Annotated in this window: 18 protein-coding genes; 15 read left to right on the plus strand and 3 right to left on the minus strand. The window is 44.9% G+C overall.

The genetic code is table 11. The features are described from left to right. Window positions 1-266 precede the first annotated feature (266 nt). Both atpD and atpC read left to right on the plus strand, forming a co-directional pair. On the plus strand, window positions 267-1,769 hold the full coding sequence (gene atpD / locus J7623_RS17315; protein ID WP_291922627.1) for a F0F1 ATP synthase subunit beta: 1,503 nt from the start codon (window positions 267-269) through the stop codon (window positions 1,767-1,769). Window positions 1,770-1,828: 59 nt separating this feature from the next. Next, a complete protein-coding gene (atpC, locus tag J7623_RS17320; RefSeq protein WP_291922630.1) occupies window positions 1,829-2,086 on the plus strand; it encodes an ATP synthase F1 subunit epsilon in 258 nt (85 codons plus the stop codon). A 503-nt stretch (window positions 2,087-2,589) separates the two neighbouring features. Here atpC and J7623_RS17325 read toward each other — a convergent pair. Next, a complete protein-coding gene (locus J7623_RS17325; RefSeq protein WP_291922632.1) occupies window positions 2,590-3,147 on the minus strand; it encodes a YqgE/AlgH family protein in 558 nt (185 codons plus the stop codon). A gap of 430 nt (window positions 3,148-3,577) precedes the next feature. Between J7623_RS17325 and J7623_RS17330 the strand changes: the two genes are divergently transcribed. Beyond that, window positions 3,578-4,954, plus strand: coding sequence for a HAMP domain-containing sensor histidine kinase (locus tag J7623_RS17330; protein WP_291922634.1), 1,377 nt, complete (start codon window positions 3,578-3,580; stop codon window positions 4,952-4,954). Window positions 4,955-4,970: 16 nt separating this feature from the next. After that, the gene (locus tag J7623_RS17335) at window positions 4,971-5,783 is read left to right on the plus strand and encodes a HesA/MoeB/ThiF family protein (protein ID WP_291922636.1); all 813 of its coding nucleotides are present in this window, start codon (window positions 4,971-4,973) and stop codon (window positions 5,781-5,783) included. A gap of 40 nt (window positions 5,784-5,823) precedes the next feature. Here J7623_RS17335 and J7623_RS17340 read toward each other — a convergent pair whose 3' ends face one another. Then, entirely contained in the window at window positions 5,824-6,708 is an 885-nt protein-coding gene (locus tag J7623_RS17340) for an LD-carboxypeptidase (protein WP_291922638.1), read from the minus strand. 157 nt (window positions 6,709-6,865) lie between these two features. On the opposite strand from J7623_RS17340, the gene metG reads away from it, so the two are divergent. From metG to lpxB, 8 genes are all read left to right on the plus strand, one after another. Continuing rightward, the gene (gene metG / locus J7623_RS17345) at window positions 6,866-9,007 is read left to right on the plus strand and encodes a methionine--tRNA ligase (RefSeq protein ID WP_291922640.1); all 2,142 of its coding nucleotides are present in this window, start codon (window positions 6,866-6,868) and stop codon (window positions 9,005-9,007) included. Between the two features lie 155 nt (window positions 9,008-9,162). Beyond that, window positions 9,163-9,540, plus strand: coding sequence for a four helix bundle protein (locus tag J7623_RS17350; protein ID WP_291922642.1), 378 nt, complete (start codon window positions 9,163-9,165; stop codon window positions 9,538-9,540). 26 nt (window positions 9,541-9,566) lie between these two features. Further along, window positions 9,567-11,966: a 3-hydroxyacyl-CoA dehydrogenase/enoyl-CoA hydratase family protein gene (locus J7623_RS17355; RefSeq protein WP_291922645.1), complete on the plus strand. Its 2,400-nt coding sequence runs from the start codon at window positions 9,567-9,569 to the stop codon at window positions 11,964-11,966. A 97-nt stretch (window positions 11,967-12,063) separates the two neighbouring features. Then, entirely contained in the window at window positions 12,064-12,960 is an 897-nt protein-coding gene (locus tag J7623_RS17360) for an ATP-binding cassette domain-containing protein (protein ID WP_291922646.1), read from the plus strand. After that, window positions 12,957-13,736 (plus strand): ABC transporter permease, encoded by a 780-nt coding sequence (locus J7623_RS17365; RefSeq protein WP_291922648.1) that lies wholly within the window; start codon window positions 12,957-12,959, stop codon window positions 13,734-13,736. The genes J7623_RS17360 and J7623_RS17365 overlap by 4 nt, the downstream gene beginning before the upstream one ends. Before the next feature lie 84 nt (window positions 13,737-13,820). After that, window positions 13,821-14,600 carry a 5'/3'-nucleotidase SurE gene (gene surE, locus J7623_RS17370; RefSeq protein WP_291922650.1) on the plus strand — a complete coding sequence of 260 codons (780 nt, stop codon included), beginning with the start codon at window positions 13,821-13,823 and terminating at the stop codon, window positions 14,598-14,600. Between the two features lie 57 nt (window positions 14,601-14,657). Continuing rightward, on the plus strand, window positions 14,658-14,963 hold the full coding sequence (locus tag J7623_RS17375) for a hypothetical protein (RefSeq protein ID WP_291922653.1): 306 nt from the start codon (window positions 14,658-14,660) through the stop codon (window positions 14,961-14,963). A gap of 18 nt (window positions 14,964-14,981) precedes the next feature. Next, a complete protein-coding gene (lpxB, locus tag J7623_RS17380) occupies window positions 14,982-16,085 on the plus strand; it encodes a lipid-A-disaccharide synthase (RefSeq protein ID WP_291922655.1) in 1,104 nt (367 codons plus the stop codon). Here the strand turns inward: lpxB and J7623_RS31760 are convergent. Next, complete coding sequence (locus tag J7623_RS31760; protein ID WP_366839253.1) at window positions 16,082-16,252, minus strand: DUF6728 family protein; 171 nt, start codon at window positions 16,250-16,252, stop codon at window positions 16,082-16,084. The genes lpxB and J7623_RS31760 overlap by 4 nt on opposite strands. Before the next feature lie 54 nt (window positions 16,253-16,306). Between J7623_RS31760 and J7623_RS17385 the strand changes: the two genes are divergently transcribed. The 3 genes from J7623_RS17385 to J7623_RS17395 all read left to right on the plus strand — a co-directional run bounded on the left by J7623_RS17385 (window position 16,307) and on the right by J7623_RS17395 (window position 21,307). Continuing rightward, window positions 16,307-18,886, plus strand: a complete 2,580-nt coding sequence (locus J7623_RS17385; RefSeq protein ID WP_291922657.1) for a glycoside hydrolase family 2 protein — start codon at window positions 16,307-16,309, stop codon at window positions 18,884-18,886. A 2-nt stretch (window positions 18,887-18,888) separates the two neighbouring features. Beyond that, entirely contained in the window at window positions 18,889-20,328 is a 1,440-nt protein-coding gene (locus J7623_RS17390; RefSeq protein ID WP_291922659.1) for an alpha-L-fucosidase, read from the plus strand. Window positions 20,329-20,566: 238 nt separating this feature from the next. Then, window positions 20,567-21,307, plus strand: a complete 741-nt coding sequence (locus tag J7623_RS17395; protein ID WP_291922661.1) for a response regulator transcription factor — start codon at window positions 20,567-20,569, stop codon at window positions 21,305-21,307. Window positions 21,308-21,443: the final 136 nt, after the last annotated feature.

Genomic DNA, 21,443 nt, shown 5'->3' on the forward strand with positions numbered 1-21,443 from the left:
GACGGCGGAGCGTTGCAGGTACTTATTTATAAATAATAATTATTTATAATTTGATAGACTGCGCTTTGCATTGCCGGGGGATAAAAGTTTATTAATGATAAAAACGTGGAGAAATGGGCCGGGAAAAGGTTTTTTTTCATCGTTAGCGTTTTGATATTCACCTATTAACTCTTACCTTTGCGGCAAATTTTGGAGACTGTAGTGACGTATTGCTACGGTTTTTAGAACAGTTACATTTTAGTATTTTTATAAACCGCTTTAAAAATATGCCTAACACAGGTAAGATCAAACAAATTATCGGTCCCGTGGTGGACGTGCACTTTGATGACAAATTGCCCGAAATCTACAGCGCATTGGAAATTACCCGCGAAAATGGTCAGAAGGTAGTATTGGAAGTACAGCAGCACCTGGGTGAAGACAGCGTGCGTACCGTAGCGATGGACTCCACAGATGGTATGGTTCGTGGCATGGCTGTAGTTGATAAGGGCGCGCCTATTAAAATGCCAATTGGCGACCAGGTTAAAGGACGTTTGTTCAATGTGGTAGGTGAAGCGATTGACGGATTAGGAGATATCGATACTTCAAACGGTTACCCTATTCACCGTGAACCGCCTAAATTTGAAGATCTGGCAACTGAAACAGAAGTACTGTTCACTGGTATCAAAGTAATTGACCTGATTGAGCCATATGCAAAAGGTGGTAAAATTGGTTTGTTCGGTGGTGCCGGTGTGGGTAAAACAGTATTGATCCAGGAGCTGATCAACAACATCGCAAAAGGTTACGAAGGTTTGTCCGTATTCGCCGGTGTAGGTGAGCGTACCCGTGAAGGGAACGATCTGATGCGTGAGATGATCGAAGCGAACATCGTAAAATACGGTGATAAATTTAAAGAATCAATGGAACACGGTGACTGGAACGTTGCCGCTGTAGATAAAGAATTACTGAAACAATCACAGGCTACGTTTGTGTTTGGTCAGATGAACGAACCACCTGGAGCACGTGCACGTGTGGCTTTGTCTGGTTTGACCCTGGCAGAATATTTCCGTGATGGAGATGGCACTGCAGGTGGTGGTAGAGATATCCTGTTCTTCGTAGATAACATCTTCCGTTTCACCCAGGCAGGTTCTGAAGTATCCGCGCTGTTAGGCCGTATGCCTTCTGCGGTAGGTTACCAGCCAACCCTGGCAACTGAAATGGGTCTGATGCAGGAACGTATCACCTCCACTAAAAATGGTTCCATCACTTCCGTACAGGCGGTTTACGTACCTGCGGATGACTTGACGGATCCGGCTCCGGCAACAACCTTCTCCCACCTGGATGCTACCACCGTATTGGATCGTAAGATCTCCGATCTTGGTATCTATCCTGCGGTGAGCCCGCTGGAATCAACTTCCCGTATCCTGACACCAGCTATCGTGGGTGAAGCTCACTATAACTGTGCTCAGCGTGTGAAAATGATCCTGCAACGCTATAAAGAACTGCAAGATATCATCGCCATCCTCGGTCTGGATGAATTGAGCGATGAAGATAAACTGACAGTATCCCGCGCCCGTCGTGTACAACGTTTCCTGTCACAACCTTTCCACGTGGCAGAACAGTTTACCGGTCTGAAAGGTGTACTGGTACCAATCGAAGAAACTATCCGTGGCTTTAACATGATCATGGACGGTGAAGTAGATGAGTATCCTGAAGCAGCTTTCAACCTGGTAGGTAACATCGAAGCAGCTATTGAAAAAGGTAAGAAATTACTGGAAGCAGCGAATAACTAATTAAGTCAATGATCCCGGTTCCGCCGGGATCATTACCCTTCACCATTTACGATCATAACATGCTATTAGAAGTATTAACACCAGAAAGAAAATTATATGCCGGAGAAGTGTACGGAGTACAACTGCCGGGCATTGACGGTTCTTTTGAAATACTGGATAAACATGCGCCATTAATTGCAGCTCTCGGAAATGGTAAAATGAAAGTGCTGACAGATAAAACTCACGCCGAGTTTTTCACTATCAGCGGTGGATTCGTGGAAGTATTGCGCAATAAGGCTACCGTACTCGTAGAAGGCGCTGTAGCAGTGGAAAAATAAGCATACCAGCTAAAGATAATAACCAGGCCGGGTAAGATTACCCGGCCTTTGTTTTGTCCTAACTATTCCAATCTTAGATGACCCGCTTGTAAACAGGACTGCTCACCGGGATTTCCTCTCTATTCATCTATATACAATACATCACCTCCACGGCTATACGAGATAACCGCAGTGATATACTGTACATCAATAGTCAACCCCTATCAAGGGCTGAGTATATTACCTAATGAATATGCCTTGACAATAAATTATTAGTATTCAGGTAGAATCTGGTATCGGTTCGGTTCTATAGAAGGAGCAAAATGTTTTTCATAGGTTTTGCCTTCATAGGTGTATTCTTATCGGTTATTTACTTACCTGAAAACGGGTTATGTAACTGGTAATAATTAGCAATTACTTTAGCAAGATATCTAATTTGTTTTAAATAACTAACATTCCCGCTGTTCATTTTTTACTTTAAAAAACGAACCCGGCCGATGTTGTTCTTTTTCAGATTATTACCATCAGTTTAAGGAAGGATCAATAGGGTAATTTGCCATCAGGGCAAAGCTGCTGCCAAGATTTTTAAGAGACTGCTGCCATATTTGCTGCTCATTTGATTCAAATACCAGCGACGCATCCGTTTGAGAGAGAATCCACGACTTATCCTTCACCTCTTCCTCCAGTTGTCCTTCTGTCCAACCAGAATACCCGATAAAGAATTTTACTTTGTCCGGGTCCAGCAAACCCTGATTAAGCGCCGCTACCACCTCATCAAACCTGCCACCCCAGTATATACCAGGCATGATTTCCAGTCCCCCGGTTATCAATTCCGGCTGCCGGTGAATAAAATGTACGGTATCCATTTGTACCGGCCCCCCATAATAAACCGGTACATTACCAATCAACACTTCCGGTACCAGGTCACTCAGCGTTTGATCGAATAACTTATTGATTACAAAGCCAAAACTGCCTTTTTCCTGGTACTCGCAAAGCAATACTACCGTGCGGGTGAAATTCGGATCTTTTAAAAATGGATCAGCTATCAGCAAAATGCCGGGCGACAAAGTTACCATAGACATACAATTTTATAGCCTGTTCAAATTTAAATAAATGATTGAATAGTAAAGAAAAAAGAAAGCGGAGAGTAGGAAAAATAAAAAAAGGAGGCTAGAAAACCTCCTTACCATTTTATCAACCAAAATCTAAATCGCTTATGGAACGAATCCACATCGATGTATGTAGAAAGTTTAATTACTTTGTTATGATCTTATACTAATCAAATTTAGTACCAGATTCTGAAGCAAAGGTAAGGAAAGATGAATTAATAAAATCAGCAGTGCCCAGTTAAAATTACGTTAAAGTAATGTTGTATTGCTGTTAATAAAGCTGCTTGCCAGAGCCAGCCCGGAATTTTGTATCATAGTTGCTACAGCAAATATCTTTTTTAACATATTTTAGTATTTCTGTACACTTATCTTTGACGTAATTTAAAGTCTGACAAAAAGTTACATGATACCACTCAAGAAAATCTTTCCCGTTATCGTTGTGCTCATTACCTTGTCCCTGCTGGGAATTATTTACATCCAGGTAAGCTGGATCAAAAGTGCTGTTCTTATTAAACAGGAACAAATCTTTCAGCGGGCGGTTAGTATGACTAATGATGTATACAACGACATGATGTCACGCCGCCAGGCTGCCGTGTTGTTTAAGCTGGATAATTCAGTGGTAAAAGACCAGTCAGGCGTATCGAAAGGCTTTAACCTCGACGTAGCCCGTATGGGGTTTAATGCACCGGCAGTGAGCGATTTTTTCACAGTACAGGAAGTCAGACGTTGCATCAAGGCCAATATGAGGAAAAATCACCTCGATTCTACCAATTTTGAATTCGCCATCCTTGGACTAGTTCCAGGGTCAGATATCGCCACTATCAAAATGCAATCGGCCGGATTCGTGAAAATGTATGAAAAGAGCCAGAAAGATAGCCTGAAGAATATCAATGACTATAAAATACAGGTGATCCCCCTCTCGGAGCAGAACGACTACAGCGCCAAAGCAGAACGGCTCATGATCGTAATGCCTACTGATGACTCTATTGCAAAACAACTGGGAATGATGATTACGGGCGGGATCCTGTTCACCATGATCATCATCACCGCTTTTGCGCTCACTATCCGGACGCTGCTAAATCAGAAAAAACTTTCGGAAATAAAGTCGGACTTCATCAACAACATGACCCATGAGCTGAAAACGCCACTGGCCACCATCTCCCTGGCGATAGACGCCATCAGGAACGAAAAAGTCATGTCCAAACCGGAAAAAATCCAATACTTCTCCGGTATCATAAAAGAAGAAAATAAACGCATGAATAAACAGGTGGAAAGCATTCTGCAATCTGCCCTGCTGGAAAAAGATGAAATAGCCCTGAAATTACAGGCCACCGACGTACATGCTGTTATTCAGAATACCACTGATAACCTGCAATTACAGCTTGCTGCCAAAAATGGCGTAGTGGATCTGCAACTGGATGCCATTAACCCCGTAATTATGGCAGATGACGTGCATTTCTCCAACCTGATCTTTAACCTGATGGACAATGCCATCAAGTACTCCAATGATCAACTGGAAATAAAAATACAAACGTATAATACCCGCAAAAGCCTGTTCATCGTGATTGCCGACAACGGTATCGGTATGAGCCGCGATACTATTTCACGTATCTTTGAAAAATTCTATCGCGCCCATACCGGGAATGTGCATAATGTAAAAGGATTTGGGTTGGGACTCACCTACGTGAAGGCGATTGTGGATGCACACAAAGGAAAAATTAAGGTGGAAAGTACCATTGGTAAAGGCAGTAAGTTTACCCTGGAGTTTCCACAGGACTAGATAAACGAGAAAGCACATGATACTGAGTGAAAAAGAGATACAGCATTTCAAACATCCTATTGCCGTGCCGGGCATGGGGATCGGTATGCAGGAAAAGCTGAAGGAAGCCCGTGTACTGGTAGTAGGTGCCGGCGGACTAGGAAGCCCGGTGGTACAATACCTCAGCGCCAGCGGCATTGGTGTACTTGGCATTGCTGATTATGGCGTGATCAATGACGAAGATATGCACAGGCAGCCGGTATACCAGATGCAGGATATCCGTAAGCATAAGGCTAAAATGGCCGCCAGCAGGCTTTGGGCGGTAAATCCATATACCAAACATTATCCCATCCTCATGCAGGTAAAACCGGAATCCATTGGGATGATGCTGGTTGGATTTGACCTCGTAATAGATTGTACCCAGCATTCACCTACTCACCTGGTGATCAACGATGCCTGCCTGGTACATAACAAACCCTTTATTATCGGTGAAGTACACAACTGGATGGCCTGGTTTGCCGGCTTCAATATGCCGATGCCGGATGGCTCAAACCCTGCTTCTTACCGTTGTGCATTGCCACTTACAGAAGACTACCGCAATTTCGACGCAGGTGCTATCGGCGCAACCCACGGGGCTTTGGGCATGCAAATCGTGTGTGAAGTTATTAAATACCTGATGGGAGTTTCCGGAGGAATTGCCGGAAAATTATATGGTATTGATTACCTCCATAATCAAACCCAGGTGCATGAATTACAGGCGGATACTGCGCTGATTGAAGCCACCCGTGCGGCGGGCGTACTCACCGCAGAAGAATACGGACTGGAGATTGTACCGGATGTGGAAGACTAAATATTTGCTGTAACTCCCGTTGGCCGGGAGTTACAGCACCTTATATTTCAGATAAGATTGTTTTAGCCCCGATTTTCAATTCGTGCTTTACCCCTAATTTCAATGTGTAGTTAGCTGCCTGGTGCCCGCTGGGAAATCCAAAACAGATAGGGTATTCATAATCCTTGGTGATATTGCTGATGATTTCATATTCCGTTTGACCAAAAGGCGTATCGGTTTCTTTGCCGTCTGTAAAGGCGCCAACTACCAGTCCGGCCAGTTTATCCAGCCATCCGGCGCGTTTCAGGTTGTACATCATGCGGTCAATGTTATACCGGTATTCACCGATATCTTCGATCAGCAGGATTTTACCTTTGGTATTGATTTGCGATGGCGTTCCGGAAAGATTGGCGAGCAGCGATAAATTACCGCCTACCAATATGCCTCTCACTTTGCCTTCTTTGTTCAGTGGGTGTGCGGGGGCCGTGTAACGGTATGGTTTGCCTTTCAGGGCAGTAGCCAAACTGTGCACATATTCATTATCCACCGTTTCAGGAGTAATACCGCTGCACATCATGGAATGCATGGTGGCAATCCCAAACTGTCGTTGTATATGTGAATGCAGGGTGGTGATATCGCTATAGCCGCACAGCCACTTGGGTGATTTGCGGAAACGGGTAAAATCCAGTTTGTCGAGGATGCACACCATGCCGTAACCACCACGACCAAAAACGATGGCTTTTATTTCCGGGTCGTCGAGCATATCCTGTAGCTCTTCTAACCGCAGTTCATCCGGTGCGGAAAAATTATGAAAGCTGGTACCTACGGTGATACCGAGATGTACACGATACCCCCAGGACGTGAGTACACCCCTTGCGTACTCGGCTGCCAGCAGGTCCATTTTGCTGCTGGAGCAGGTAATTCCGATCAGATCACCTTTTTTCAAATATGGCGGAATTTTTACCATTGTACCTTTTGTTTACCTTTGCAGATTAGTTAGTGTAAATTCAATCATTATTTGCTGACTAAGGTGATAAATTGTTATGGGGATTCCAAAAACAATCGCCTGATTTAAAGTTTATTTAAGCATTCGTTAAGAGAATATGACAAAATTTAATAGATATTTAATAACTGCGGCATTACCGTATGCGAATGGCCCGGTACACATCGGTCACCTGGCTGGCTGCTACCTGCCTGCAGATATTTATGTGCGTTATTTACGCGCTAAAAAAGCTGATGTAAAATTTGTTTGCGGAACAGATGAACATGGGGTACCCATCACTATTAAAGCGATGAAAGAAGGCATCACTCCGCAGGATGTGGTAGATAAATACCATAAAATTATAGGCGACAGCTTCGCCGCCATGGGTATATCTTTCGACATATTTGCCCGCACCAGTGCCCCAATCCATCATAAAACTTCCCAGGACTTTTTCCTGAAGATGTACAACGATGGCCTGTTTGAAGAAAAAGAATCAGAGCAATATTTCGACCCGGAAAAACAAATGTTCCTGGCCGACAGATACATTGTAGGTACCTGCCCTAACTGCGGCAACGACAAAGCTTATGGTGACCAGTGCGAACGCTGCGGCAGAACCCTCAGCCCGGACGAACTCATTAACCCACACTCTGCCCTGAGCAACGCACCATTGGTGAAGAAAACCACCAAACACTGGTACATGCCGCTGCAGAACTATGAGCCATGGTTGAGAGAATATATCATTGAAGGCCATAAAGAGTGGAAAAATAACGTATACGGTCAATGTAAAAGCTGGTTGGATAGTGGCTTACAAAGCCGTGCCATGACACGCGACAGTAATTGGGGTATCAAGGTGCCTTTGGCGGATGCAGAAGGAAAAGTCTTGTACGTTTGGTTTGATGCACCTATTGGTTATATCTCTGCCACCAAAGAACTCACCGAAAACTGGGCAGACTACTGGTGTAAAGACGATACCAAACTGGTTCACTTCATCGGCAAGGATAACATCGTATTCCACTGCATTATTTTCCCGGCGATGCTGAAAGCTCATGGTGGTTTTGTTGTACCGGATAATGTACCAGCGAACGAGTTCCTGAATATCGAAGGAGAGAAAGTATCTACTTCCCGTAACTGGGCGGTATGGGTGAATGATTATATCCAGGATTTCCCTGATCAACAGGATGTGCTTCGCTATGTGCTTTGTGCTACTGCACCTGAAACAAAGGATAACGACTTTACCTGGAAAGACTTCCAGGATAGAAATAATAATGAGCTGGTAGCCGTTTTCGGCAACTTTGTGAACAGAACAATGGTGCTGATGCATAAGTTGTGTGGCGGAAAAGTACCACCATTGCATGAAGAGTTCATGGAAGACATGGACCGTGAAATGCTGAAGGAATTTGGACTGGCTAAAGAAAAGATAGAGAATAGTATTGAAAACTATCGTTTCCGTGAAGCATTGTCAGAGGTAATTGAGTTCGCCCGTAAAGGAAATCAATATCTTCAGAAAAGCGAACCATGGATACTGTCCAGTGTACTTGAAAAGATAAAGAGCGGAGAGCCCAATACCAAGCATCCTCAATATGAAGGCAAAAGCGAAGCATACTTGCAGGCGCGCATTGACATTAGCATGCATATTTGTCTGCAAATGACAGCGAACCTGGCAATTTTCGCCAATCCTTTCCTGCCCTTCACTACTAAGAAGATCTGTCACATGTTGAAAGTGGTAGATCGTATGCTGGAATGGGACAATGCCGGCAGTGCCACATTACTGAGCGTAGGCTACACATTACGTGGACCTGAATTGCTGTTCAAGAAAGTAGAAGATGAAGAAGTGACAGCCCAGGTAAAGAAACTCCATGATGGTCTCAAACAAGCCATGGAAGCAGCAGCAGCTGCAGCTCCGGCGCAGGTAGAAGAAACCCCTGTTGCTCCTGCTAAACCAGAAATCCAGTACGATGATTTCGCTAAACTGGATCTGCGTGTAGGCACCATCCTGCAAGCAGAAAAAGTGGCAAAAGCGGATAAATTGCTCAAATTGCTGGTAGATATCGGAACAGAACAACGTACCGTAGTATCAGGTATCGCGATGCATTTTGCACCGGAAGACATCATTGGAAAACAGGTAACACTTGTAGCCAACCTGGCGCCCCGCAAAATGCGCGGTATTGAAAGCCAGGGTATGATCCTCATGGCTGAAGATAACGGGAAACTGGTGTTTGTCAACCCTGCGGAAGCGGTAAAACCAGGTAGCGGAGTGAACTAAGCAGTTAGCTATTAGCTTTTAGCAGTTAGCAAGCGAAGATAGAAGCGGAGCTTGATTTTAAAGAATAATCTTAAAGTAGGCTGGTACTTATACCAGCCTACTTTTTTATATTTGGTATGTAAGATTTAGTTGTTAACCCAATATTTGTTTATCCAATGAGAAATTTCAAAAATCTAATCGTCTGGCAGAAATCCTTTAACCTTTGCCTGAAAATTTATGATCTTACAAAATCATTTCCTCCAGAAGAGAAGTTTGGCTTAGTGAGTCAGCTAAGAAGAGCTGCAGTATCGATCACTAGTAATATCGCCGAAGGAGCCGCCCAACCAACTAATGCACACTTCAGAAGGTTCCTGCTTATCGCTATTGGTTCTTCCTTTGAAATAGAATCTCAATTGTTAATCTCTTCCCAAATTTACCCATCACTCCAAAAAAGTATAGCAGAAAACCTTCTTCCTCTATTGATTGAAATCCAAAAAATGCTAAATTCAATGATCAGTAAACTTATAATCGCTGTCAGCTCCGCTAAAGACTAACTGCTAACAGCTAAAAGCTAAAAGCTATGAGACACATCAACAAAGTAGCCGTTTTAGGCTCGGGAGTAATGGGATCAAGGATTGCCTGTCATTTTGCGGGCATTGGCGTACAGGTTTTGCTGCTGGACATAGCGCCCAAAGAGCTGAATGACGCAGAAAAGAAAAAGAACCTGACCCTGGACCATCCCGCTGTGAAGAACCGGATCGTGAATGATGCACTGCAGGCTGCCATAAAATCTAATCCATCACCGGTGTTTACGAAAGAAGTGGCCAAACGTATCAAAACAGGCAACTTCACTGATGATATGAAGCGAGTGGCGGAAGTAGACTGGATCATTGAAGTAGTAGTGGAAAATCTGGAGGTAAAGAAAATTGTGTTCGAACAGGTAGAACAATTCCGTAAGCCCGGCACACTGATTACCTCCAATACTTCCGGTATTCCGATTCACCTGATGACAGAAGGCCGCAGTGCAGATTTTCAAAAACACTTCTGCGGTACACACTTCTTTAACCCTCCCCGCTATCTCCGTTTACTTGAAATAATTCCTACTCCACATACAGATCCTGCCATCATAGATTTCCTGATGCACTATGGTGATCTTTACCTCGGTAAAACAACCGTGTTGTGTAAAGATACCCCGGCGTTTATTGCCAACCGGGTAGGCGTATTTTCTATCATGGCCATTTTCCACATCATGCAGGAAATGGGATTGGGTATAGATGAAATAGATGCCCTCACCGGACCGGTAATTGGTCGCCCTAAATCGGCCACTTTCCGCACAGCAGACGTAGTAGGGATAGATACCCTCGTGAAAGTAGCTAAAGGGGTGATGGACAACTGTCCGCAGGACGAAGCCATCGGCATTTTCAAAATACCGGGCTTCCTGCAAAAAGTAGTAGAAAACAATTGGCTGGGAGATAAAACCGGACAAGGATTTTATAAAAAGACCAAGGGGGAAGGTGGCAGCAAGGAAATCCTGACGCTGAACCTGCAAACCATGGAATATGGCCCTAAGGTGAAAGCGAAGTTTGCCAGCATAGATGCTGCTAAACCAGTGGAAGACCTGAAGCAACGGATTAAAATGTTGTCCGCTGCGTCCGACAAAGCCGGTGAATTTTACAAACAATTCCATGCATACCTGTTCTCTTACGTTTCTCACCGTATCCCGGAAATAGCAGATGATCTCTATAAGGTAGATGACGCCATGAAAGCCGGCTTCGGCTGGGAGATAGGGCCATTCGAAACCTGGGACCTGCTGGGCGTGGAGGCATCTGTGAAACTCATTGAAGAAAAAGGACTCACCGTAGCTCAATGGGTAAAAGACATGCTGGGCAAGGGAATCAAGTCGTTCTATAAAGTAGATAATGGTAAGAAGTTCTATTATGACGCCGCTTCCCAGGCTTATAAAACATTGCCGGGAGAAGGTCAGTTTATTATCCTCGAGAATTTCTCTAACAATATTGTCTGGAAAAACAGCGCCTGCAACCTCATCGACATTGGAGATGGCGTGGTTTGCTTCGACTGGAAAACAAAAATGAATACCATTGGCGGTGAAGTGCTGGAAGGGTTGAATAAAGCGATAGACCGCGCTGAGAAAGATTTCCGTGGGTTGGTAGTAGGTAATGAAGGCACTAATTTTTCTGCCGGTGCCAATGTGGGTATGATTTTCATGCTGGCAGCCGAACAGGAATATGACGAGCTGGATATGGCAGTACGCCTGTTCCAGCGCAGCACCATGCGTTTACGTTACTCTTCCATCCCCGTAGTAGTAGCACCGCATGCACTCACCCTCGGTGGTGGTTGCGAAATGTGCTTACACGCAGATAAGGTACAGGCCGCGGCGGAAACTTATATCGGCCTCGTGGAGCTGGGCGTAGGCCTGATTCCTGGCGGTGGTGGTACTAAAGAAATGACGCTTCGCGCCAGCCTGGAATTTAAGGAAGGACGTATTGAAGAAGAGCCGTTGAAAGATTACTTTATGACCGTGGCTACTGCTAAAGTGGCTACTTCTGGTTTTGAAGGTTTTGAAATGGGCGTAATGCGCAAAGGACATGATGAAGTGACCATGAATCTCAGCCGCCTGATTGCAGATGCCAAGCGCAGCGTGATTGCGATGGCAGATGAAGGATACACCCGTCCGGTAGAAAGGACAGATATCAAAGTGATGGGCCGCGGTGCGCTGGGAGCTTTGCTGGCAGGCGTTTACGCCATGAAGTTCGGTAATTATATTTCCGAACACGACCAAAAAGTAGCGAATAAACTGGCGTATGTGATGTGTGGTGGAGATCTCACAGAGGCATCTTATGTAAGCGAACAATACTTGCTGGACTTAGAACGGGAAGCATTCCTGAGTCTTTGTGGAGAACGTAAAACATTGGAACGCCTGCAAAGTGTGATTAAAACGGGTAAGCCCGTACGAAACTAAAAACTGTTATTTTAAATTCAGGGAAATGTAGTGAAGATTAGCCATAAGATCATTCGCTGCATTTCCCTTTTTTATTCTCCATTTTTAATTATTTCCCGTGCCAATTCTATCCTTAAAAAATGTATCCAAGAAATACGGACCAGTACAGGCGTTGTCGGATATTTCCTTCGATGTACCGGCTGGTAGTGTTTTTGGGGTACTCGGTCCCAACGGTAGCGGCAAAACCACGTTGCTGGGCATTGTTACCGATGTACTCAAAGCCGACACCGGCAGTTTTACCTTATTCGACAAAGCACCTACCGGGCGTGAACGCCGGCAAATAGGAACGTTGCTGGAAACCCCCAACTTTTATCATTATCTCAGTGGCTATAAAAACCTGGAAATTGCTGCGGCTATCAAGCACCGGGATAAGGAAGACATTGGGCGTGTACTGGACATTTGCGGGCTTACCCAACGCCAACATTCTCCGTTCAAAACCTATTCATTGGGGATGAAGCAACGGCTGGCACTCGCATCTGTGCTGCTGGGTGACCCGGATGTCCTGATCCTGGATGAACCCACCAATGGGCTGGATCCCTCCGGTATCGCGGAAGTAAGAAGCCTGGTACGCAAACTGGCAGACAGCGGCAAAACCATTATCCTGGCCAGTCACCTGCTCGACGAAGTAGAGAAAGTATGTACGCATGTGGCTATTATCCGGTCGGGGAAATTATTGTTGTCGGGTGCGGTGAATGAAGTGATCAGTCGTAATGATTTCGTGGAATTATCGGCCGCTGATAATAATGCGCTGAAAGCTGCCCTGCTACAATATCCTGGGTGTACCAATGCAGAGGTATCCGGTGAAATAGTGAAGGCTTTCTTTGCCGTACCTCCTGATGCTGCGGCGATTAATAGCTATTGTGCACAACGGGGCATCTGGCTGAATCATTTACAACGCCGGAAGAAAAGTCTGGAAACCGCATTCCTGGAAATTACTAACCACGCTACCTCATGAAACAAATTATATATACTGAATGGCTGAAAGTGAAGACTTACCGCACTTTCTGGGCGATGTTGCTACTGGCACTGATTATTATTCCTGCAGCCAATTTTCTGGGAGCAGATAAGTTGAGTGGTCAACAGTTTAAGCAGGTAAGCAAGATGTTCGGTAATCCGTTTAGCTTCCCGGATATATGGTTAACCATGGCATCCATGAACAGCTACATGTCGCTGTTGTTTGGACTATTGCTGATTATCCTGGTCACGAATGAATATACTTATCGTACTAACCGGCAAAATGTGATAGATGGCTGGGAGCGACGGGATTTTGTGTACGCCAAACTCTTCTGGTTGCTGGCTATTTCGGTGACTACCCTGCTGGTAGCTACTATTAGCGCCACGTTGGTGGGGGTGATTTATGGAGAAAAGTCTTTCAGCCTGGAAGGATATCAATACATGCTGTATTATTTCCTGCAACTCAATGTGATGCTGACTATTGCACTGTTGATCAGTGTGTTGGTAAAACGGGCAGGGCTGGCTATTGTATTGTTCATTGCTTATAATATCATGGTAGATCAGTTATTGTCTTCCGTGTTAAAAAAATACGTGGGCGCAATAGGAGGGCTGCTACCGTTGCAAAGTGGCGACGAAATATTGCCCTGGCCTATGTTTGGCAAAATGATAGGTTCGGATAACCAATATGATACTTATGTATATGTCACTGTTATGTTTGCATACATTACTTTAGGCATCTACCTGGTTTTCAGGAAAATATTAAAATCCGATCTGTAGAATAATCCATATATTTCACATTCTTTTAAAGCGAAATGTTTGGCAGAGAGCTTAAATTTGTTCTGCAAAGCAAAAATGTGAATTATGGCTAAAAAGGAAAGGATAATTTTGGTAACGAATGATGACGGCATTACCGCACCGGGCATCCGTGCATTGATTGAAGCAGTAAAACCACTGGGTAAAGTGGTGGTGGTAGCGCCGGATAGTCCGCAGTCAGGTAAGGGGCATGCGATTACCATTGGTATTCCTTTGCGTTTGAACCAGGTCGATATTTTTGAAGGCATAGAAGCATGGCAATGTTCCGGTACACCGGTTGACTGTGTGAAACTGGCCCGCGATAAAATACTCCATGGTAATAAACCGGATATTTGTGTGAGTGGAATTAACCATGGCGCTAATCATTCCATTAATGTTATTTATTCCGGCACCATGTCAGCAGCCATGGAAGCGGCTATTGAAGGTATTCCTTCTGTTGGATTCTCTTTCCTGGAATACAGTTACGATGCAGACTTTTCTTTGCCGAAGAAGGTAGCGCATGAAGTAACCAAACGTATGCTGGAATCTGATTTACCTCCGGGTACGTTGTTCAACGTGAATATTCCGATTGTCAGCGAAGCAGAATTTAAAGGATTGAAAATAAGCCGGCAGGCAGATGCCAAGTGGGTAGAAGAATTTGACGAACGCCGGGATCCACATGGAAAAAAATATTATTGGTTAACAGGTGAATTTAAAAACCGGGATACGGGGGAAGATACAGACGTTTGGGCATTGGATAATAACTATGCCTCTGTTGTACCGGTACAGTTTGACCTGACGAACTATTCATTGAAAAAGAAGCTGGAGGCGGACTGGAAGGATCTGTAGAGAAATACATTCTCGTACATCATTGCCAGGCGCTAAAAGCCAAATGCTACTATCTGTATGTTAAAAAAAGACAATCTTTCATTAGGGATTTTGCTGGGGTTATTGACACCGGTGGCCGCGTTTTTTCTGTACTATATTTTTGTGATCCGGCTGAAGCACACCGATGTTGGATTTGGTCAGTTCCTGGGTATCATTAAAGACAACCGGCAAATGTTGCCTAAGCTTACCAGTATCTGTTTGTTACTGAATGGACTGGTATTTTTCCTATATACCAGGAAGCGGCTGGATATCACTGCCAAAGGCATTTTCCTGATGACCATGTTGTATGCGATTGTCATTTTATTGCTTAAACTCATCAGATAATTTTTAATCTATACGAAGTTGAAATATTACATTATTGCAGGAGAGGCGTCAGGTGATTTGCATGGCAGTAATCTTGTAAAACAATTAAGGCAGCTGGATACGTCTGCGGATATACGTAGTTGGGGTGGTGATTTGATGGAAGCCGCCGGCGCCCACGTGGTAAAGCATTACAAGGAACTGGCTTTTATGGGTTTTGTGGAAGTGGTGATGAACCTGCGTACTATTTTGCGTAATATAGATATCTGTAAAAAAGATATTGCCGCCTACCAGCCAGATGTATTGGTACTGGTAGATTATCCCGGTTTTAATATGCGGATTGCCGAATGGGGTAAGCAGCAAGGCTATAAAATAGTATATTATATTTCTCCGCAGGTATGGGCCTGGAAAGAGAATCGCGTGAAGAAGCTCAAGCAGAGCGTAGACAAAATGCTATGTATCCTTCCTTTCGAGAAAGCATTTTATCATAAATGGAATTACGAGGTAGAATATGTAGGGCATCCGCTGGTAGAAGTTATTAAAGCAGCGAAGGAGCAGCCGGCAGATGCGCCGTTGTCTGATAAACCCGTAATTGCCGTATTACCCGGTAGCCGTAAGCAGGAGGTAAGTGTAAAATTGCCGATCATGCTCACAATGGCCAAACATTTTCCGGAGTACCAGTTTATAGTAGCCCAGGCGCCAAGTTTAGATGACCACTTCCTGGAGGGCCTCACCGGTCAGCATCCTAACGTATCTATGGTAAAAGGGCAAACGTATAACTTGTTACGTCAGGCGAAAGCGGCATTGGTGACTTCCGGTACCGCCACCCTGGAAACAGCCTTGTTTGGTGTGCCGGAAGTAGTATGTTATAAAGGAAATCCGATCTCCTATTTCTTCGCAAAACATCTCATCAAGGTAAAATATATTTCGCTGGTAAACCTCGTAATGGATAAGCTGGTAGTGAAGGAACTGATTCAGCACGATCTTACGGAAGAGAACCTGTTGAAAGAACTCACCGCTTTGTTGAAAGACGATGCTGCCAGAAGTCGCGTCATGAAAGACTATGCAGAATTATGGCATAAGCTGGGGGAAAAGGATGCTTCCCGCCGCGCTGCAGAAGTGATTTATGAGTATGCGATTTCCTAATGTCTTCTGATCAGCTTAATGATCATAATTATAATCGCGATAATAAAAAGTAATAAGGATATTCTGTTCATCCCATGCATCATTGCCACATACCGTGTTTTTGGTGCATTGGGATCCTTCTTACCAATGTAGAGATACCTCAATATTTGTTGCCAGACACTTTTCATTTCTCAAAGATCGTAAATCAGTATTATTTTTGGTTCTTCTGAAAAAATAAGAGCATGAAATATTTTCTGTTTACGGCTTGTTTGTTTTTAGTCGTTTTTGCACATGTAGCAGCGCAGGACAACAGCCACCATCCCTTGTCTTCCGGATGGGAGTTTTCCCGTGCCGATGAAGGGATCTGGCGGTCGGCCACGGTACCAGGCACCGTGCATACCGATTTGCTGGCCCAGCATTTAATCCCTGATCCTTTCACAGGTACCAATGAAAAAGCCGTACAGTGGGTAGATAAAAAGGACTGGCAATACCGTAAAAAGTGGAAACTGAAAAAAGAAGAACTTCGTTTTGACGTAATAGAACTGGAGTTTAAAGGTTTGGATACTTATGCAGATGTATACCTCAACAATCACTTGATACTACAGTCGTCCAACATGTTTGTATCACAGATCGTCAACGTCAAAGAATGGTTGGTAGCGGGCGACAACGAATTACGTATCGCGTTTAAAAGTCCCATAAAAACGGATATGCCCAAATTTTTGCAGGATAGTATCATCTATCCTGCCGGCAACGATGCCAGTGATATTCCTTTAAGCATATATGCCCGCAAAGCCCCCTACCACTATGGATGGGATTGGGGCCCGCGCCTGGTAACCTCCGGCATCTGGCGCCCCATTTATTTGCATAGCTGGAATAAAGCTACTATCCGCGATGTATACTGGCAGCAGCAAAAACTGGATACCACTGTGGCGGAGATGACGGCTGAAATAACGATCGCTGCTGCCGTAGCAGGAGATTACAAAGTACAATTGCAGTCAATGGTACCGAACGTAAAAGCGCCGGAACTGGCTATGCAAACAGTGCAGCTAAAGGCTGGCGATAACGTAATAAAAGTACCTTTCTCCATCAAAAATCCCGCGTTATGGTGGCCTGCCGGTATAGGAAAGCCAGTGCAATACACGCTGCAAGCCAACTTACTGGATAATAAAAAAGTAATTGCCTCCCAACGCAACAAGGTGGGGCTACGTACTATTGAAGTAGTAAATAAGCCAGACAGCCTCGGAGAAGCTTTCTATGTGAAAGTAAACGGCAGGCCCGTGTTTATGAAGGGCGCCAATTACATTCCGCAGGATAACTTCCTGCCGCGGGTTACCAAAGAAAAGCAGGAGAAACTGTTTGCCGATATGACCGAATCACACTTCAACATGGTGCGCGTATGGGGCGGTGGTATTTACGAAGATGACCTGTTCTATCAGCTCGCCGACGAGAATGGTATTCTTGTGTGGCAGGATTTTATGTTTGCCTGTACGCTTTATCCTTCTGATCCGGCTTTCCTGGAAAGTGTAAAACAGGAAGCCGCGGACAATATCAAACGGCTGCGCAATCATCCTTCTATTGCTTTATGGTGTGGTAATAATGAAGTAGCCGTGGCGATTAAAAACTGGGGTTGGGAAAGTGGTTACGCCTATACGAAACCACAGTGGCAAAGCCTGTTGAAAGGTTATGACCAGTTATTTAAGGAAGTATTGCCCCAGCAGGTGGCAGCGTATCAGCCGGGAACCTTCTATTTCCACTCTTCTCCCATCAGCAACTGGGGTAAAACGGAAGATTTCACCAAAGGAGATAATCACTACTGGGGCGTATGGCATGGAATGGAGTGGTTCGAAGCTTTTAACACACACATTCCCCGCTTCATGAGCGAATATGGTTTCCAGTCCTTCCCATCCATGGAAACGATCCGCACATTTGCTACGAAAGAAGACGATGATATTTTTTCTAACGTGATGCAATCGCATCAAAAGAGCCCTGCTAAAGGAAATGCGGCGATCAAAACATATATGCTGCATTATTATCGTGAGCCGAAAGACTTCCCTTCATTTGTATACCTGAGCCAGGTGCTGCAGGCGGAGGGCATGAAAGTGGCCATAGAAGCACATCGCAGGGCCATGCCGTATTGTATGGGTACCCTTTACTGGCAACTGAATGATTGCTGGCCGGGTGCATCCTGGTCGGGGCGTGAATACAATGGCCGCTGGAAGGCACTGCAGTACTACGTAAAAGAGGCCTTCAAGCCATGCATAGTTTCCAGCGTAATAGAGAAAGGACAGCTTTGTACCTATGCCGTAACAGATGAATTCCGGGGTACTGCACAGCTGAAGCTGACAGCAACAGACCTCACCGGAAAGGTGATCTGGCAGGAAGAAGTAAACGATGTTCCGTTAAGCAGTAATAACAGTGTTCGACTCCATGCCGTAGACACGGCGGCTGTATTAAAGGGAAAAAATGCGTCAACGGTAATATTCTATGCGCAATTGCGAATTGACAATAAGGATATCGCAAGAAATATCTTTTATTTCGCTCCTGCGAAGGAGATGAACCTGGAAACACCACACCTGGAAATAGTCACCAGCAAAATAGCCAGCGATAAAAACGGGGTATACATCCGCCTCAAAACGGATAAATTGGTGAGGAATGTTTATTTGTCGCTGGACAACGCACCAGCGGCCACACATTTTGAAGAGAATTATTTCGACCTGTTGCCCGGAGAAACCCGGACCATCAGGTTGCAAACAAATCAATTGCCTGAAATTGTTCAGCAGGCATTGAAGATAACCACTTTAGAATCCACTTATAAACACTGACGATGAAGAAATTCTGGATTGTATTAGGCTGTGCATGGATGGGCATCAGCGCCGCGAACGCACAGAGCGGAGAGCCGGCTTACGTACCTGAGACGGATCAGGCAGTTGTACAGAAACTGGACGAATGGCAGGACTGGAAATTTGGGATGCTTATGCACTGGGGACCTTATTCCCAATGGGGCGTAGTGGAATCATGGAGCATTTGTCCTGAAGATGAGGGCTGGACACAGCGCAAACCAGCAGGTATTCCTTACTACGACTACCTGAAAAAGTATGAAGCACTGGGAAAAACATTTAACCCGGTTCACTTCAATCCGGAAAAATGGGCCAAAGCCGCCAGGGATGCAGGTATGAAATACCTGGTATTTACTACCAAGCACCACGACGGTTTCTGTATGTTTGATACCAAACAAACGGATTACAAGATAACCGCAGCGGATGGCGCTTTCAGCAAAAATCCACGCGCTAACCTGGCGAAAGAAGTATTCCAGGCATTCCGTGAGGAAGGTATTCACGCGGGCGCTTATTTCTCTAAACCTGACTGGCACACGAATTTCTACTGGTGGGATTACTTCCCTCCACGTGATAGAAATCCGAATTATGAGTTAAAGAAGTATCCGGAAAGATGGGAAAAATTCAAGCAGTTTACTTACAACCAGATCGAAGAACTGATGACTGGTTATGGTAAGCTGGATATCCTTTGGCTGGATGGTGGCTGGGTACGCCCGCTTAAACAGCAGACCAAAGAGTCGCTTTCCTGGAATCAGACAGCGCCGCAGGACCAGGATATTGACATGGGTAAGATCACGAAGATGGCCCGCAGTCACCAGCCCGGACTGATTGTGGTAGATCGCAGTGTACACGGACCGTACGAGAACTACCGTACTCCTGAACAGGAAATTCCTGCTGCTCCGTTGAGCTATCCCTGGGAAACCTGTATGACCATGGGAGCTTCCTGGTCTTACGTACCGGACGATAAATATAAATCCGTAAACACCCTGATCCACAACCTGGTGGACATTGTAGCCAAAGGAGGTAACTACCTGCTGAATGTAGGTCCTGGTCCGGATGGCGAATTACACGAAGCCGCTTATACTACTATGAAAGGTATTGGTGCCTGGATGCATGTGAATGGTGATGCTATTTATGGCACCCGCGCAGTAGCGCCTTATAAAGATGGTAAGGTATGTTTTACCCGCAAGAAGGATGGCAGCGTTTACGCCATCTACCTGTTGGATGAGAATGAGCAGTTACCAGCCGTCATTACGTTCAAAGGACTGAATCCTGCAAAAGGTACCCGCCTGCAGATGTTGGGAACCACCAATAACCTGGTGTGGAAAACTACAGCAGCCGGTGTAGAGATAAAAGTGCCTGCATCCCTTCGTCAGAAAGGATTTAAGCATGCAGTGGCTATAAAAATAGCTAGTGTGGAAAAAGTGTGAATTGATGTGAATTAGTGTTAATTAATAAAAAAAAGAGAGGATCGCTTACCCGCGGTCCTCTCTTTTTTGTTTTATAAACGGAGCGTGACATTCATCCTGCTTTTCAGCGGACCGAAAACCACGAAAACGCTTCCTGGCCCATTCAACTTTTGTAAAAAAGGATCAGCCAAAAAAGTAAAATCCGTTTGTTTAAAACAAATGGGACGTTCACAACCGGATTATCACAAATGATAGCTTTATGAACAGAAACCCAAGAGTCTTACTTGTTGAAGATGATAAAGCCTTTGGAGGCATTGTAAAACAACACCTGGAACAGGCCGGCTACAATGTAGAACACTGTTATGACGGGATAGACGCCTGGAATCTTTATAACCGGAACCGCTACGACATTTGCCTGATAGACATCGTTATCCCAAAGATGAATGGGTTTGAGCTGGCAAAGGAAATCCGGAACAGCACTATGCTGACCCCCATTTTCTTCCTGTCCTCTGAAAAGGTACAGGATGAAGACCGGATCAACGGCTTTACCCTGGGGGGAGATGGATACATGATAAAGCCCTTCAGCTTTGAAGAACTGGTGAAACGAATCCGCGTGATGCTGAAGTGGACCCGCCCTAACCGGACCGAATTACTGATCGGGCATAACCTGGGCACCTACACCTACCATTACCGGAAGCTGAAAATTTATGAAACAGAAAGCAAGCTGGTAAAAAGTAAGCTGTCGCCCATTGAAGCCAAAATGCTGCGCTATTTCCTGAGTCGCCCCAATATCATTGTGCAAAAAGACGAAGTGCTGCTGCGGGTTTGGGGGAAAGAGGATTTTTATGCCAGTCGCAGTATGGATGTATTTATTGGCCGCATCCGCAAGCAGTTGAAGCTGGAGCCGCGTGTAGAGCTGGAAACAGTGTATAATGTGGGGCTGCGGTTGAATGTACCAGAAACATTACTGCCAGTTAAAATATGTGTTCCTCTTACGTGACCTGCGAGTCATATAGCTAACCTAAACAATCATTTCCATCCTGCCCTTTCCTGGTGTAAAAGCCGGAAAGGGCAGGACATTTGTAGTCAACCCTGCTTTTTCCCTGTCGGCGCTTCTTTCAGATTATATTAAATCG

The organism is Chitinophaga sp., assembly GCF_017745275.1.
Lineage (GTDB): Bacteria > Bacteroidota > Bacteroidia > Chitinophagales > Chitinophagaceae > Chitinophaga.